Genomic DNA, 15,898 nt, shown 5'->3' on the forward strand with positions numbered 1-15,898 from the left:
TATTCATTATATAAAAAGCTACCGGGTCGTGATGGCGATTTTGGCGGCTTTCATTCCCCTGGCAGTTGCTGTTAGCGTAGCAACTCCTTTCTGACCACTAGCCCGAAGAATCACAAGTCCTCTCCCCTCATAAACCTTTTTGTGGGCTTGCTGAAAACTAGATAAATCGACCGGACTGCCGTTGCCAACGCCTGCCAGCGATGCGTTCCCTGTCAATTGATAGGTAATCTCGGTATCGTTGTCCCAGGGAACGACTTGTCCAGCCTGATCAACCAGTTCAACCTGAACGTAGGACAAGTCCTGCTGATCGGCTTTGATCGTTGTCCGATCGGCTACTAACCGAATAGCCACCGGTTTGCCCGTTGTTGACAGACTGCTAGTGCCCACTTCTTTTTCTCCATCAAAACCATGTGCCGTAAGCGTCCCCGATTGGTAGGGTATGTCAAAAGTGGCCGTAATAGAACCTTCAGGTACAGTTTGCTCAGCAATCGTTTTACCATTTAGCTCCAGCCTGACGCGCTTAGCTCGGGTATATACACTCACCTGCATGGGTTTTCCTTCCTGCCCCGACCAGCTCCAGCTTTTTAGTTCATCAGGAAATCCCCAGGGTGACCGGGCCTCCTTCATGCCCTCCGGAATAGGTCGATGAACCAGCAGTTCAATCGGACTATTCCGCCAAACCACATTCTGGTAATAGGATGCGGCTTTTCGGTTGCCAATCAGGTCCAGATCACCGCAATGAGCATTGAATACCGGCCAGGATTCCGGTTTAAAAAAGAACACAAGGCTCATCAGCCCCTTGGGTATTTTAGTGGCCTGGGCTACTAGGCTTGGCCCGCCAATATTGGCTTCCCCGATATAATCCATAGCTGTCCAGCTAAATCCACCGATGACGTAAGAGTATTTTTCAGCAGCATTCCAGTTTTCCAAAGCTGCCGATGGGTACGATTCGGTGGACATGTACAGTTTATTCGGGTGCTGGGCGTGTTCCGTTTCATACCGATGCGTCGTTGCACTATCCCGCTGCATGGGGTCGTAGGGACCACCAATGAAATAATTATAGCCATCCACATCCAGATTCGCCAGATGCGGTCCGAAGGCTTCCCACTTGTATTTAATCTGCTGGGGTAAATACAGCATGGCTTCGGTTACCGCCCTTGTTGGATCTAATCGGCGTACTTCGTCGGCCAATTGTTTTGCAATCCGGTGACCCGATGTGTCGGCGGCTTCCCAGATTTCATTGCCGATACCCCATATGATAATCGATGGGTGATTACGGTCGCGGAGCATGATGGCATCAATATCTTTCTTCCACCACTCCTTGAAAAAACGATGATAGCCATTACTGACGCCCAGCTTTTCTTTCTCCCACATATCGAAGGCGTCGGTAACGACCAACATGCCCAGCCGGTCGCAGGCATTTAGTAAGGCGGATGAGGATGGATTGTGGCTTAGGCGAATGGCATTATAGCCCGCCTTTTTGAGCAATTCTATTTTCCGTTCTTCCGCCCGATCAAGCGCTACAGCGCCCAATGGCCCGTTGTCATGGTGAATACAACCGCCTTTGATTTTTACTACGTTGCCATTAAGTAGAAACCCTTTCTGGCCATTAAACTCCAGACTCCGAATCCCGAATGGCGTACGGGTTTGGTCAAGCATCTTGCCCTCCGACAAGAGAGTTACTCTGGCTGAGTAGAGTATCGGCTTTTCCAGCGTCCATAAAACAGGCATCTTGACCGTTAGTTGTTGGGTAGACGAACGCGTACTCATAGTCGCAACCATTACGGATTGTTTCTGACTCGCCACGACTTGTCCAGATGGATTTAGCACGTCAACCCGAACCTCAACAGTTTTTGGCTGAGCAGTCATATTCTCCACACTACTTTCTACTAAAACCTGAGCCGCTCCCGGTGTTATGGAAGGTGTGGTCACAAACGTACCATTGATGGCAGTATGTACAGGGTTAACCGCCATGAGCCACACATGCCGATAAATACCGGCCCCGGCATACCAACGCGAGTTTTTGCCCAGATTTTTGGCCCGCACCGCAATGACATTCGGTTGGTCGGTTGGCTGTAGGAAATCGGTGAGGTTGTACGAGAAAGCCGTATAGCCGTAAGGATGATTGCCCAGATGGTGGCCATTGATCCAGACATCGGCGTCCATATACACCCCATCAAACGTGATATAGGTTTGCTTTCCCTGATAGGACTTATCCAGCGTGAAAGTCTTTCGATACCAGCCTACCCCGCCCTCCGTATAGCCGGTAGCTGCTTTGCCAACCGACGCTTTGGTAAACGGCCCCATTACCTGACCAGCCAGTTGACCTGGCAGATCTTCGATGCTCCAATCGTGGGGCAGGTTCAGGTTCCGCCAACGATCATCTTTATACGTTGGATTTTCCAAGCCGGTGAGACTATCCTTTTTGAAGCGCCAATCGGCATCAAATAACACCGCCCGGGAGTCTTGCCCAAACGTAGTAATGGCGATTACTGAATAGACTAAAGTCTGAACGAAAGCGATAAATTTGTTCATGGGTAGGGGGCCAAGGGTTTGGATCAAATGTGGAGTAAGAAACTGTTACTTTTTAACTCGTAGGGCTGTAGCGTCGAACATATTCATCAACTGTCCTTTTAAATGGTCGTCGTCCACTTTGGTCAGTTCAACGGGAATCTCACCAGCCTGATCGGAGTTGAAATAGAGCGTAATCTTGTCTTTTTCTTCATCCACTTTGGAAAGCGGCATCGCTGGGCGGGTACCCGTCGGGTCTTTCAGTTCGCCAGTCAGTTTACCATCTTTGCGAACCAGATCCGTTACCATTTTAGTGTCGCCACTAGGAGTTCCGGTAATGGTGATTTCCCATTTACCGGCGAAAAAATCGGTTGAACTCACCACTATGGTTGGCGTCGTTGAGGCCGATGCTGTTGTTTGAGAAAAGCTCTGGACGGAAATTGACAGGAAAGAAGCGAACAGGAATAAGCTAACATTTTTCATAATAGTAATCGAAAAGGGGTGCTAATATTTTGATTGTTAAGTCATTATTGAATCACAAAAACTCAATATGTAAATTTTACTGAATAAAGGTAAGGTAAATTTTATATTCTGTAAAATTTACTGAATAATATTTTTTAATTTTAACGTATGAACTCCCGAGAAGACCTAGACGACTTCATCAAGAACGGTCATAAACAGTACCTTTCACACCTGAGCATTGATCCGGTTATTTTTGGCTACCACGATCAGCAACTCAAGATTTTACTCCTACGCTGGAGAGGTCTAAATGGCTGGGGGCTGCCCGGTGGCTTTATCAGGAAACGAGAGCCCCTCAGTCAGGCAGCCAACCGTATCTTACAGGAGCGGACTGGTTTAGATAATGTCTTTCTGCAACAGTTTCAGGTATTCGGCGATTCACCCTATCGACTCCAGGAGCGGAATGCTCAGGAGTTTGCCAACACGTATGGTTTTGAAGTGGATACGGATCACTGGCTGTTTGAGCGGACCTTATCGATCAGTTATTTTGCTCTGGTAGATTACTCCAGAGTTTCGGTCACCACCGACTTTTTTACGGATGGATATCAGTGGTGCGATGTGAGCGAGATTCCTTCGCTGTTATTCGACCAGAATGAGGTGGTGGAAAAGGCATTAGCTACTCTTCGGCTCCAGATTTATCACCAACCGATTGGCTATAATCTATTACCCGATAAATTCACGCTTCCCGAGATTCATTCCTTGTATGAGACCATTCTTGGCAAAAAGCTGGACCCATGGAATTTTGGGAAAAAGCTGGTCAGTCTGGGGCTGATCAACAAGTTAGATGAACGGCGATCTATTGGTGCGCATCGGTCACCTTACCTCTACCAGTTTGACAAGGAAGCATACGAAAATGCCTTGACGCAGGGAATCGTACATACGTATTGATGAGTTTCTTCTGATCCTCGATTTATAAGTAAAAATTCAATACAGCGTTCAAACCAGAAACCCATGCTACATGATTATTTGGTAAGTTAGCCGACTTGAAAACAACCTGAACATGAAACTACTTCTCCCGACTTTCCTCTTACTAACAACCTCCGCTTTTGCCCAGACAGGCACTACGCGAACAGTACCGCACGTAACAACCTACCAACCACCCGTTTTCACTGATGCTGATCGACTGAAACGGTTGGAAGCGGCTTTCCCGGTTGTTGAAAAAATATATAAGGACGCAGCGGAAAAACGTCACCTGCCCGGCATAGCTTTTGGTATTGTTCTGGATGGCAAGCTCGTATATTCGGGAGGGGTTGGTTATACCGATGTGGCAAAGAAAATACCCGCAAATGCCAAATCGCTGTTTCGGATTGCCTCGATGACCAAGAGCTTGACCTCGATGGCGATTCTGAAACTACGCGATGAAGGCAAATTGCAACTCGACGATCCGGCTGAAAAATACATTCCCGAACTCAAATCGCACAAATACCTGACGGCCGATGCACCTCGCATCACGGTTCGCAATCTAATGACCCACTCAGCGGGTTTTCCCGAAGATAATCCCTGGGGCGACCGGCAACTAGATGATTCTGACACCGATCTGCTGAAACTAATCAAAGACGGTATCTCGAATTCGAACGTACCGGGCTTTGCCTATGAATACAGTAACCTGGGTTTCGCTATGCTTGGGCATATCATTAATGTGGTGTCGGGCAAACCCTATCAGCAATACATTACCGAGACAATTCTGAAACCGCTGGGCATGAACGATACGCAGTGGGAATACACCAAAATCCCCGCCGAAAAATTAGCCCTTGGTTACCGTTGGCAGGACGACAAATGGCTCGAAGAACCACTCCTGCACGATGGTTCGTACGGAGCAATGGGCGGTTTGATCACCTCTATCGACGATTTCAGTAAGTACGTAGCGCTCCACCAAAGCGCCTGGCCACCCAGCAATGCACCTGATAACGGGCCAATAAAACGGAGTTCGCTACGCGAAATGCAAAAGCCCTGGACCTTATCAGGTTTGAATGCTCAGGCGAAAAATTCGGCAGGCCAGCTATGCCCAGAGGTAACAGGCTACGGGTACGGACTTCGATGGGGACAAAACTGTAAAGGGCAAATTGGTATAGGCCATACAGGTGGATTACCGGGCTTCGGTAGTCAGTGGCGCATCCTGACCGATTATGGCGTTGGCATCATTTCGTACGCCAACCTGACCTACGCTGGTATGGGAGCCGTAAACGCCGTTGTACTCGACACATTGGTAGGTATTGGAAAATTAGCACCTCGTCAATTACCTGTATCGTCTATCCTCGCCCAACGCAAAGCCGAACTCGTAAAACTACTCCCCGACTGGACGAAGGCGGAACAAAGCGGCATTTTTGCTGAGAATTTCTTTCCTGATAAGTCGGTTGCCATACGTAGGAAAGTGGTGCAGGATTTATACGCCAAAGCCGGAAAAATTGAACGCGTTGGTGAACTCATCCCCGAAAATCAGTTACGTGGCCATTTCTTGCTAGAAGGCACAACAGCCAACATCGACGTATTCTTCACCCTAACCCCCGAAAACCCGGCCCTTATTCAGCAGTTGGATTTCAGGGAAGTAAGTAAATAGTGGAATTCTGGCGCGAGTGTTTACTCGTGCCTTTACATATAGCCAGTATTTACTGGCGTTCGAATGGAATAATTAGCGCGCCAGCAAATGCTGGCTATATGTAAAGGCACGAGTAAACACTCGCGCCAGAACAGAAACCAATGACTCAAATCTCAATTTCCCCTGCTACCGAGCAGGATATTCCAGCCTTAGACAAATTAGTCAACAGTGCTTATCGGGGCGAAAGCTCGAAGAAGGGCTGGACAACCGAGGCTGATTTAATCGATGGGCTGCGCACCAATGAATATGGTCTGCGCGAGATGCTCCAGACGCCGAATGCCACCATTCTGAAATATGAAGAATCCGGCAAACTTCTTGGATGCGTTTATCTGGAAAAGAAAGGCACTGATTTATACCTCGGCATGCTGACCGTTTCGCCCGATGCACAGACGTGTGGCATTGGCAAACAGTTGATGGCGGCTGCCGAAAAGCATGCTATAGAATTGCATTGCACAGCCATTACCATGACGGTTATTACGGTTCGGCACGAACTAATTGCCTGGTACGAGCGAAGAGGTTACCAGCCTACGGGCGAACGGATACCTTTCCCTAATAATCCCAACATAGGTATTCTTAAACAACCACTGGAATTCATGGTTATGAAAAGAGAGTTATCCTAATTCGAAAAACCAGCCTGTTTTGCCAAATTTCGGCTTTACCAGCGCTTGTATCTTTCTTGCTGATTACCTGAGCAAAGCAGAAAAAAAAGAGGGACGGATTGATTTTGGAGTCAAAGCCCTTTTGCGTTTGCCGATTTAACTCTATAATTTCACCACATTAAACCGAAACAACGATCCCACAAGACTTATGTCAGCTTCCAAACGCGTCCTGATTGCCGAAGATAGTTCCGTTATTCAGAATCTGGCCCGCAAAATACTTGAGTTTCAGAACTATGATATCACAGCCGTTAAAAATGGCGAACAAGTATTGCAGATTCTGGAGAAAGAAGACTTCAGTATTCTTCTGTTAGACATCAATATGCCGTTAATGGATGGTATGGAGTGCGTTCGGCGTGTTCGGGCATTACCCGAAAAAGAAAAAGCCAGTGTACCCATCGTGGCCATTACAGGCAACGCGAAAAACTATACAGAAGAAGAGTTTAAAACAGCTGGTTTCAACGACGTACTCGTAAAACCGCTCAACTTCGACCGCCTGGTAGAAGTCGTTAATCAACTGACAGATAAATAATTAGCGAATGATTGAGTGATTGAATGATTGAATAACGCATTGCCGTTTATTTATTTAATCACTCAATCACTCAATCATTCAATCTTTATGCTCATCACACTGCTGGGAACAGGAACATCGTCGGGCGTGCCGCTAATCGGATGCCAATGTGATGTATGTCGCTCAGTCGATTTTCGGGATAAACGACTTCGTACGTCGGTCCATATTTCGGTGGACGGGCGCAGTTTCGTCATAGATACAGGTCCCGATTTCCGCCAGCAAGTGCTTCGGCTCAATCTCTTACAGCTCGATGCCGTTCTGTTCACGCACGAACACAAAGATCATACGGCAGGCTTAGATGAGGTTCGAGCCTACAATTTCCGGTCGGGGCAGGATATGCCTGTGTATGGTCGCCCAACAGTACTGGCTCAGTTACAGCGCGAATTTGCTTACATTTTTGCCGAACACAAGTACCCCGGCACTCCTCACGTTCTGTTGAACGAAATCGGAAACGAGCCCTTTGAGGTTAGTGGAATTCCGATTATCCCCATTGAGGTAATGCACCATAAACTCCCCGTTTTTGGCTACCGGATTGGCGATTTCAGCTACCTCACCGACCTTAATTACATTTCCGACGAAGAGTTAGAAAAGGTGAAAGGTTCCAGAGTGCTGATAGTCGATGCCCTTCAGCGTCAGTCGCATATCTCGCACTTTACGCTCGATCAGGCTATCGACCTCGCCCAGCGCGTCAATGCCAATCGAACATACTTCGTTCATATCAGCCATAAACTCGGCCTACATAATGAAGTTGAGAAAGAGTTGCCCGTGGGGATTCGGTTAGGTTACGATGGCTTGCAGATTCAGCTGTGACTAATGCGAACTGGCTGCGAGCAACTAAGTAAGGTCTCCAGCAATACCAGAGACCTTAGCCAAACCAACCTATGATAAATTCATGTAGCTTATCCGAGCGCCAGTGACCTTATCTATACTGTAAGAGTCAACTCGGTATACTTTGGCCTCTTTTTAGTCATTATTTTTTAGCGATCTGATCAGCAATCAACTTCAACTTTGACCTCTGCCGACGCTGTTACTGCTATCGCCCTACGCTATTGTCAATTGCCTATCGCATGACGGGCGAGGTAATGGTTAGCGAAGACATTGTACAGGAAACATTTCTGAAGTGGATGAACCGATCAGAAGAGATGATTCAGGACGATAAAGCTTACCTCGCCAAGAGCGTTATAAACGCATCACTCAATCATTTGGCGAAAGTGAAACGCGAGCGGGAAGCGTACAAAGGGCCCTGGTTACCAGAGCCAATTTTAGCTGATAGTTATGCCATCGACGCCAAACTGGACATATCTTATGGGTTCATGCTTCTGCTCGAAAAGCTGGCCCCACTCGAACGAGCCGTTTTCGTGTTGAAAGAAAGCTTCGATTTTGACTACGCCGAATTAGCTCAGCTTTTCGACACAACTGAAGCCAATGGCCGACAGCTTTATCACCGAGCCAAGGAAAAAATTTCGGGCGCCCGTCGACGCTTTACAATCGATCCACCCCAACAGCAACTGCTTCTGGAGGCCTTTGCCCAAGCCAGTGAAACGGGGAACATCGACGTCTTAATTCAACTATTCAAAAGCGATATTGAGCTGTATTCTGATGGTGGAGGGAAAGTTATTGCTGCGCTCAAACCGTTGTTCGGGTCGGCTATTGCTGCGCAGTTTATGCGCTCAATCGTCAGTCAACAACGTGATCTGTTAGACGCCAGGCCTGCGCTGGTCAATGGTGAACTGGCGATATTATTTACCCAGAAAGATAATCAGATGCTGAATACGGTCATGATTATTGAACTCGATGAAGCGGGTATCAGTCGGATTTATTTCGTTCGAAATCCGGATAAACTGGTGCACATGCAAAATTAATCCGTTGATTTATTGACCTTTAAGTACCGAAAAAAGATTCTATATTGGTTTCTATAATAAGGCCAAAATGAAAGTGGCTTTGTCATTCCGACTTTAGGAGGAATCTCAAAGTCCCCAATAGACAGGCTTGAGATTCCTCCTAAAGTCGGAATGACAAAAAAAGATCAGTGTCAAATAAAAGTGTCAATGTTTATCGGAGGCTAACGCATCTGTAGAAAAAAATTAGCAAGTCTGTCACAACCGTAGGCTCTGGTTTGTCTTGTGTGAGATTTTTCAAAATTTCATACACATGCAAACCAAACAAGTTCGCTGGGTGCAGGCTAACCTGCTTTATTTAGGCTTAACCAATGCTTTTCCCGGAGCCTGGGCGTTGTTTATGCCCCATAGCTTTTATACTTCATTCCCCGGTTTTGGCCGGGTTTGGGTGGCAGTCGATGGGCCGTATAATGAACACCTGATTCGGGATGTTGGCGGCTTCTTTCTAGCCCTTGCCACACTTTGCTTTCTTGCCTTACTGACTCCTCGTCTGGTGTCAGTAAAGGCAACGGCAATCTGTTTATTGATCTTCAACGCCCCTCACTTACTGTACCATTTGCAGCATCTGCACATGCTTCCAGTCATCGATCAAGTCGGGAATGCGGTGGCCTTAGGGACTGCGGTTTTGCTTCCCCTCCTACTGCTATTTCACAAGCCTATCTTCCATAAACCAAATCAGTACATCTAAACTAATTAACGTGAGCTACAGATAAAATCTTAATTTATTAACTGATTATCAGTTAATTATATTATTGTTTTTTGTCATCCCGACGCCAGGAGGGATCTTCGGAAACTGGTTATTTACCGAAGATCCCTCCTGGCGTCGGGATGACAAAAAACTAGTATCAAGCTATCTTTAAATCGGCCATAATTCACGTTAATTAACTCGTAATCATGAACAAAGCCTTAATTATCGGCGGATCGGGCGTGTTAGGTTCGGCCGTTGTAAATGAACTACAAAAAAATCAGGTGAACTTTCAGATCGGAAGTCGGCACCAGATCAAAACAGATGCGTACAGCCGTGTTAATCAAGTCTCTAATTTGCCGTGGACAAAAGTTGATCTATTAACGGGTAAAGGACTCACCGATGCACTCGCTGGCGTCGATACGGTTTTTCACCTCGCCAGTGGTCAGGGGAAAATCGGGAGCGAATCGGTTGAGGTCGTGATTACGCGTAATTTACTGAGTGCCATTGACCAATCGGATGTGAAGCACTTGATATATAGCTCAATCGTTGGCGTCGATAAAATCCTGTACAGTTATTACCAGGCCAAACTTGATGCCGAAATGTTGATTCAGGAAAGCAAAGTACCCTTCACTATTCTGCGGGCAACCCAGTTCCATAATTTTGTTGACTTTGTGCTGGGCAAGTTATTGAGCTTGCCCATTGGGTTTGTTCCTAAGAAATTTCTCATTCAACCCATTCAGGTTGAGGCCGTAGCTCAGGAGTTGTGTCAACTGGCGCAGGCAGGTAATCAACAGAGGGTACTGAATTTGGGCGGTCCACAGGTCTATAATGCAGGCACACTCGCTAAGCTCTGGATGAAGTCTCAGAATATTTCCAAACCTATCCTACCGATTCCCATCATTGGTTCAGTATTCACGGGTATTTCACAGGGGAATGCAATCTGTCGGGAAGTCGCGACTGACTCTCAGACTTGGGAAGACTATCTGGCTGAACGGTATGGCTGAAATAACAGAGAAAAAAAACAATAAAGCGGGTGATAAACGACGAAGGCGGGTATTAACAAGAAACAAACCAGTTGTCTCTTATGAAATCTCGCACGAAATACGTTCTTATTATCACTGCTCTTTTGATGACCACCTGCTGTCTGTATATGCTCTTTGGTCGGGCCTAACTAAACAAAAAGCACTATGAATATCTGGAACATTCATGAATACGAAGGCGACGGCGTTAGTTGCCCAATTACGCCCATTAATCTGCCCTGGTACAAAAAAATGGGCCTGTTCTTCTTTCGGTTTGGTATTTGCCCACTTTGTGTAACAACCAGTGTAGGCTATAGCATTTTACGACTAATTCGACCAATTTCGAAGTAGATTTAAAGGTAGATTAACCACAGAAGCACAGAGAAAAAGTCTTTAAAAACTCTGTGCTTGTGTGGTTAATCTAAAATCGTTTACTTTTTGCCATGCCTATACTAACAGACTCTCCTGACCCACAACTGCTCAATCAGTTACGGGCGGGCGACAATCAAGGTTTCGACAAGCTCTATCGACAGTGTTACCTGTCGATAGAGCATTTTGTCGTTCAAAATAGCGGGAATCAGGATGAGGCAAAGGACTTGTTTCAGGAGACGTTGCTGGTTTTGCTAACTAATCTGCAAAGCCCTGACTTCCAGGTGACGTCCTCCTTAAAAACGTATGTGTTTGCCATTAGCAAAAACCTATGGCTTAAACAGTTAAAGAAATCAGCTCGCTGGACGAGTCTTGATGATGCCGATGAAGTAAGCTGTTTCGTACCACCAGTTGAACTAGAAACACCACCCTCTGCCTACGAGAGCGTAATAGCGATTCTTAAGAAACTCACCATTCGTTGTCAGACGTTACTCTCGGCCATTTTTTTCACTAGCAAACAGATCACCGACATTGTAAAGGACGACGGTTATTCCAACCTACACTCGGCCCAGAACCAGAAATACAAGTGCCTTCAGCAAGCTCGAAAAGTGAGCAAAAAGTGACGTTCGCACCATCATACTCCAAACTGCGTCAGGTGATGATCTAAATGTTTGTAAAACAGATTATTCCATTCCTTTATGCTCAATGGCCCGAACGAGAGCGATGGCTTGTTGCTGAAATGTTCTTTACCAAGTTGCTGCGTTTTTAGGATGTAATCGATTAATCGCCGTTTTTCAGCATCAAAATCTCTCGTGTCTGTACTAATAAAAGCAGGGGTGTCTGGGTATTCCGTTTGTAAGGTGCTTCGCCCGTAACGGCCTTTTTCACGGACGCTTTCAAAATCAACTTCACAAAAAAATTAGGCTCGGGATGTTTGTTATCGTACGGAGCTATATCTACACTAACTTTACTGAACTATAGCATTCTCTTCCTCTTCACGCTCTATGGCATTGTTCACTTCTCCAGCTTACCGTACCCATCTACTTTTATTCGTCGCGTTTTTACTGTTTCAGCATGGGAGCTGGGCACAATCTGTTGCGCAAGTTTCTACGGATAGTGTCGATGCCATTATCAAAACGCACATGACCAGCAAGCATATACAAGGCGTCTCGGTTGCTGTGGTTCGGCAGGGAAAGGTGACGTTGGCAAAGGGCTACGGACTGGCAAATGTCGAACTCAATGTACCCGTAACCCCGCAAAGTGTCTTTGCCATTGCTTCGGTCAGTAAACAGTTTATTGCGACGGGTATTCTGATGCTCGCGCAAGAAGGCAAACTTGGCCTCGACGATGATATTCATAAATTCTACCCCGACGCTCCCCAAACCTGGCAAGGCATCACGTTACGCCATTTGCTGTCACACACTTCCGGGATTGTTCGGGAAGCGCCCGCCTTTGATCCGGCCAAAATTCAGCCAGATTCAGTGGTGGTTCAGTCGGCGTTTCCCTTACCTTTGCAATTTCCGACTGGCACAAAATGGCAGTACTGTAACGTAGGGTATTTTGCACTGGCCGATATTATCCGTAAAGTGTCGGGCCAGCCCTGGGCTACTTTTTTTGAAACAACGGGTCTTTACACCGCTCGCCATGACGGCTACCCGTACCACAACCCTGAGCGAAATTGTACCCAACCGGGTCGATGGCTATGAATGGGATAAAGATCATCTCCACCGCGCAATCCCTTACCGCGCCTTACGCCCTAGCGGTGCCTTTCTGTCGACGGTACTGGATTTAGCGAAATGGGATGCGGCTTTATATACCACCAAATTTCTGACAGAAGCCAGCCAGAAACAGATGCTGACGCCTTTTGTATTGAAAGATGGAACGCCTTATCCCTACGGATTAGGCTGGCGGGTTGATTCGTTTCAGGGGACGCAATGGGTTCACCACGGTGGATCGCTCCCTGGCTTCCGGACGGAATATGCCCGTTTTCCGCAGGCTAACCTTTCGGTTATTATCCTGACCAATGGCGAAGAGGCCAATCCCGAAACTATCGCCAAGGAAATTGCTTCGCTTTATCTGCGTGCCGCAACGGGGAAGCCAGTTAGTGGAAAATAATTTAACACCAAGTTCTTTGTATATATTGGGCCTGTTTAAAACTCCGTTAGGAGTGGCCTGTTAATAGAAAGCAGTTGCTTGAACATAACCTCAAGCGCCGTAGGTGCGACCTAAATAAACTAAATTAGGTCGCACCTACGGCGCTTGAGGTTTCTAATAAACGACAATAACTATTGACCGGACGCCCTTACAGGGCTGATTAGACTATGCCAGAGATGTGTATATACTCTAGGTGTCCTCACAGACCACGGAAAATCGGGTCAGTTTTAAGAAACTGACATCACCATTATACCTACACATCCTCCAGGTTAAACGGCAACATACGGATACGCTTACCGGTGAGGTCAAAAATCGCATTGCACAAAGCGGGCGCGAAGGGGGGCAATCCAGGCTCGCCTACGCCCCCAGCGGGTTCATCGTTTTCCATGATATGCACCTCAATGTATGGCGTATCCGTTATACGGGGCATTTCGTAGGTATTGAAGTTCTGGTGCACCGCTTTCCCATCTTTAAAGGTAGTCGCATGTTTGATGGCAGCTCCCAGGCCCATGATGATACTGCCTTCAACCTGGGCTCGAATAATATCGGGGTTGACATACCAGCCACAATCGATCAGGGCAATCACTTTATTGATCCTGAGCTTTCCGTCGGCCTTGCGTGACACCTGAACGATGTGTCCGCAGATGCCGCCAAAGCATTCCGTAATGGCAACACCCCAACCTGCCTGCTTTCCTCTTGATTTCCAGCCACTAATCGTTTCCAGTTGATCGACTAGAGCCGCATAGCGTTTGTCGGGCAGATGGTTTCGGCGAAATGTTAATGGATCAGTTTCGGCTAAATGAGCCAGTTCGTCAATGAAACTCTCAGCCGCAAAGCCGTTGGTAGAGGCATATACCGAGCGCCACCATAGTACAGGTATGGGTGCGCGGGTTCCCACACCACAGAAGCTATAATGCGGAATCGCTTTAAGATAAGAATGTAGCATTCCTTCTGTCGTGCCGTTATTATAGGAAGGCGGTTCCGGGTCAGGATAAGGTTTAGGACTCCATTCCTGCCCAATCCACTGAGCAGCCGTTATCATTTGAAAAGCAAGAATCTGACCGTTCTTATCGACACCACCTTTGCAGGCATAAGAGGCTCCGGTTCGAAATGGACCAGTACGCATATCGTCCTCCCTCGTCCAGACCACCTGAACAGGCGCTTTCATGGTTTTCGAGATCAGGGCTGCTTCATGCGGATAGTCGGTAAATCCTTTGCGACCAAAACCTCCACCCAGAAAGGTCATATTGACCGTGACATTTTCCTTAGGAATACCCATCCGTTCACTCAAATCGGCTTGTATCCAGTTCGCTTCCTGAATTGGCCCCCAAATGTCAATGCGATTTTCCTGCACATGAGCAATGCAGTTGAGTGGCTCCATGCAGCTATGCGATTGATAGGGCGTTTCATAAATCGCGTCAATTTTTCTAACGGAGCTTTGCCAGACGGCTTCAAATTTTTCGGACGGACCGGGCTTGCCAAGGTTTTCCCGCATCTGTGCAGAAAGTTGCCCGGAATCCAGGTGATCAAATCCCGAATCGTCCCACTCTACGCTCAGTAGTTTGCGTCCCTGCATGGCCGCCCAAAGCGAATTGGCGACTACCGCAACACCTTCCGTCAGAGTCCCGAAAACAGCACGTTGCACCATGAAGACGTTCTTTACGCCCGGTACGGCTTTCGTTTTTGAGGCATCGAACCGGGTTACTTTTCCGCGAAACCGAGGACTTCGCTCAACCACTGCATACAACATGCCCGGTACTTTTTTGTCTAACCCGAACTGCGCAGTGCCGTTGGTTTTCAGTGGAGTATCCTGACGGCGCATCGGTTTTCCAATGATTTTATAATCCTTCCGGAGCTTTAGTGGCACGTTCTGCGGAGGTGTCAATTTCGAAGCCTCTTCGACAAGTAAGCCATAACCCAATTTTTTACCAGATGGCCGATGAATTACCTGGCCGTTCTCCGCATAACAATCTGATCTTTCCGCATTCCATTGTTTAGCGGCTACGGCAATAAGCATTTCCCGCGCCGAAGCGCCAATTTGTAGCAGTTGTTTGTACCAGCCGCGCACCGAAAAACTACCTTCCTGCGGTTGAGGACCAAACTTTTTCGGATTGGCAGCCGCGAACACAACCGTAACCTGATCAAGATTAACTTCCAGTTCTTCGGCAATCATCTGGGGAATTGCCTGAAACGTACCCTGTCCCATTTCGGAGCGATGATTGCGCAACGTCACTTTACCAGACGTATCTATAGAAATCCAGGCAAGCAGTTCGATACCTGTCTTGCCAGTCGTTTGGACGTTAATGATTTCCGGTACACCCGAAGCAACGCCATAAGTCCCTATGGTTAAGGCTATCCCTAAAAGGCTAGTCTGACGAATAAAATCCCTGCGCGACAACCCGTTCGTCTGTTTCATTGGCCATTGGTTTTTAGAACTGTACCAGCAGCGACTTTAATGGCTTTTCGGATTCGGGGATAAGTGCCACACCGACAAATGTTCCCCTGCATAGCCGCATCAATATCTGCGTCGGTAGGGTGTGGATTTGTCTTCAGAAGGGCAACGGCCGACATAATCTGGCCGCTCTGACAATAGCCGCATTGCGGCACCTGTTCGGCAATCCATGCTTTTTGTACGGGGTGGTTGTTATCCTTCGAAATTCCCTCGATGGTCGTGATTGGTTGATTCAGCACGGCCGATACAGGAAAAGAGCAGGAGCGAATAGGCGCACCGCTGAGGTGCACGGTACAGGCTCCACACTGCGCCATGCCGCATCCGTATTTTGTTCCGGTGAGGCCAACTAATTCACGAATAACCCACAACAAAGGCATCTGGGCATCGGCATTGACGGTGTATTTCTTTCCGTTGACGGCTAACGTGTACGAAGGCATAAAGGCTATTTCTACTAGAATTGATTAA

At 47.3% G+C, this 15,898-nt stretch carries 17 protein-coding genes; 12 read left to right on the forward strand and 5 right to left on the reverse strand.

Annotated features, from left to right (window positions below; translation table 11 throughout):
* Window positions 1-18 precede the first annotated feature (18 nt).
* Both H3H32_RS21575 and H3H32_RS21580 read right to left on the reverse strand, forming a co-directional pair.
* On the reverse strand, window positions 19-2,535 hold the full coding sequence (locus H3H32_RS21575) for a glycoside hydrolase family 2 TIM barrel-domain containing protein (RefSeq protein ID WP_182457696.1): 2,517 nt from the start codon (window positions 2,533-2,535) through the stop codon (window positions 19-21).
* A 45-nt stretch (window positions 2,536-2,580) separates the two neighbouring features.
* Entirely contained in the window at window positions 2,581-2,994 is a 414-nt protein-coding gene (locus tag H3H32_RS21580) for a hypothetical protein (protein ID WP_182457697.1), read from the reverse strand.
* Between the two features lie 147 nt (window positions 2,995-3,141).
* Between H3H32_RS21580 and H3H32_RS21585 the strand changes: the two genes are divergently transcribed.
* The 10 genes from H3H32_RS21585 (at window position 3,142) to H3H32_RS21630 (ending at window position 11,450) form a co-directional block, all read left to right on the forward strand.
* A complete protein-coding gene (locus H3H32_RS21585) occupies window positions 3,142-3,918 on the forward strand; it encodes an NUDIX hydrolase (protein ID WP_182457698.1) in 777 nt (258 codons plus the stop codon).
* A gap of 112 nt (window positions 3,919-4,030) precedes the next feature.
* Window positions 4,031-5,587 carry a serine hydrolase domain-containing protein gene (locus tag H3H32_RS21590; protein ID WP_182457699.1) on the forward strand — a complete coding sequence of 519 codons (1,557 nt, stop codon included), beginning with the start codon at window positions 4,031-4,033 and terminating at the stop codon, window positions 5,585-5,587.
* Between the two features lie 140 nt (window positions 5,588-5,727).
* A complete protein-coding gene (locus H3H32_RS21595; RefSeq protein ID WP_182457700.1) occupies window positions 5,728-6,246 on the forward strand; it encodes a GNAT family N-acetyltransferase in 519 nt (172 codons plus the stop codon).
* A gap of 187 nt (window positions 6,247-6,433) precedes the next feature.
* Window positions 6,434-6,814: a response regulator gene (locus H3H32_RS21600; protein WP_046575488.1), complete on the forward strand. Its 381-nt coding sequence runs from the start codon at window positions 6,434-6,436 to the stop codon at window positions 6,812-6,814.
* An 87-nt stretch (window positions 6,815-6,901) separates the two neighbouring features.
* Complete coding sequence (locus H3H32_RS21605) at window positions 6,902-7,663, forward strand: MBL fold metallo-hydrolase (protein WP_182457701.1); 762 nt, start codon at window positions 6,902-6,904, stop codon at window positions 7,661-7,663.
* Window positions 7,664-7,848: 185 nt separating this feature from the next.
* Window positions 7,849-8,715, forward strand: coding sequence for a sigma factor-like helix-turn-helix DNA-binding protein (locus H3H32_RS21610; protein WP_374191849.1), 867 nt, complete (start codon window positions 7,849-7,851; stop codon window positions 8,713-8,715).
* Window positions 8,716-9,004: 289 nt separating this feature from the next.
* The gene (locus H3H32_RS21615; RefSeq protein WP_220472552.1) at window positions 9,005-9,439 is read left to right on the forward strand and encodes a hypothetical protein; all 435 of its coding nucleotides are present in this window, start codon (window positions 9,005-9,007) and stop codon (window positions 9,437-9,439) included.
* 206 nt (window positions 9,440-9,645) lie between these two features.
* Window positions 9,646-10,443, forward strand: a complete 798-nt coding sequence (locus H3H32_RS21620) for an SDR family oxidoreductase (RefSeq protein ID WP_182457702.1) — start codon at window positions 9,646-9,648, stop codon at window positions 10,441-10,443.
* Window positions 10,444-10,626: 183 nt separating this feature from the next.
* Window positions 10,627-10,809, forward strand: coding sequence for a hypothetical protein (locus H3H32_RS21625; RefSeq protein ID WP_182457703.1), 183 nt, complete (start codon window positions 10,627-10,629; stop codon window positions 10,807-10,809).
* 92 nt (window positions 10,810-10,901) lie between these two features.
* Entirely contained in the window at window positions 10,902-11,450 is a 549-nt protein-coding gene (locus tag H3H32_RS21630; RefSeq protein ID WP_182457704.1) for an RNA polymerase sigma factor, read from the forward strand.
* A gap of 157 nt (window positions 11,451-11,607) precedes the next feature.
* On the opposite strand, the gene H3H32_RS37900 is transcribed toward H3H32_RS21630, so the two are convergent.
* Window positions 11,608-11,739 (reverse strand): hypothetical protein, encoded by a 132-nt coding sequence (locus tag H3H32_RS37900; RefSeq protein WP_256432914.1) that lies wholly within the window; start codon window positions 11,737-11,739, stop codon window positions 11,608-11,610.
* 92 nt (window positions 11,740-11,831) lie between these two features.
* On the opposite strand from H3H32_RS37900, the gene H3H32_RS37905 reads away from it, so the two are divergent.
* On the forward strand, window positions 11,832-12,533 hold the full coding sequence (locus tag H3H32_RS37905) for a serine hydrolase domain-containing protein (protein ID WP_182457705.1): 702 nt from the start codon (window positions 11,832-11,834) through the stop codon (window positions 12,531-12,533).
* On the forward strand, window positions 12,472-12,942 hold the full coding sequence (locus H3H32_RS37910) for a serine hydrolase domain-containing protein (protein WP_182457706.1): 471 nt from the start codon (window positions 12,472-12,474) through the stop codon (window positions 12,940-12,942). The genes H3H32_RS37905 and H3H32_RS37910 overlap by 62 nt, the downstream gene beginning before the upstream one ends.
* Window positions 12,943-13,234: 292 nt before the next feature.
* Here the strand turns inward: H3H32_RS37910 and H3H32_RS21645 are convergent, their stop codons facing one another.
* Both H3H32_RS21645 and H3H32_RS21650 read right to left on the reverse strand, forming a co-directional pair.
* Complete coding sequence (locus H3H32_RS21645; protein WP_182457707.1) at window positions 13,235-15,397, reverse strand: xanthine dehydrogenase family protein molybdopterin-binding subunit; 2,163 nt, start codon at window positions 15,395-15,397, stop codon at window positions 13,235-13,237.
* Window positions 15,394-15,870: a (2Fe-2S)-binding protein gene (locus tag H3H32_RS21650; RefSeq protein WP_182457708.1), complete on the reverse strand. Its 477-nt coding sequence runs from the start codon at window positions 15,868-15,870 to the stop codon at window positions 15,394-15,396. The genes H3H32_RS21645 and H3H32_RS21650 overlap by 4 nt, the downstream gene beginning before the upstream one ends.
* Window positions 15,871-15,898 lie beyond the last annotated feature (28 nt).

Origin of the sequence: Spirosoma foliorum (genome assembly GCF_014117325.1) — a bacterium.
In the GTDB taxonomy this organism is placed as follows: Bacteria; Bacteroidota; Bacteroidia; order Cytophagales; family Spirosomataceae; genus Spirosoma; species Spirosoma foliorum.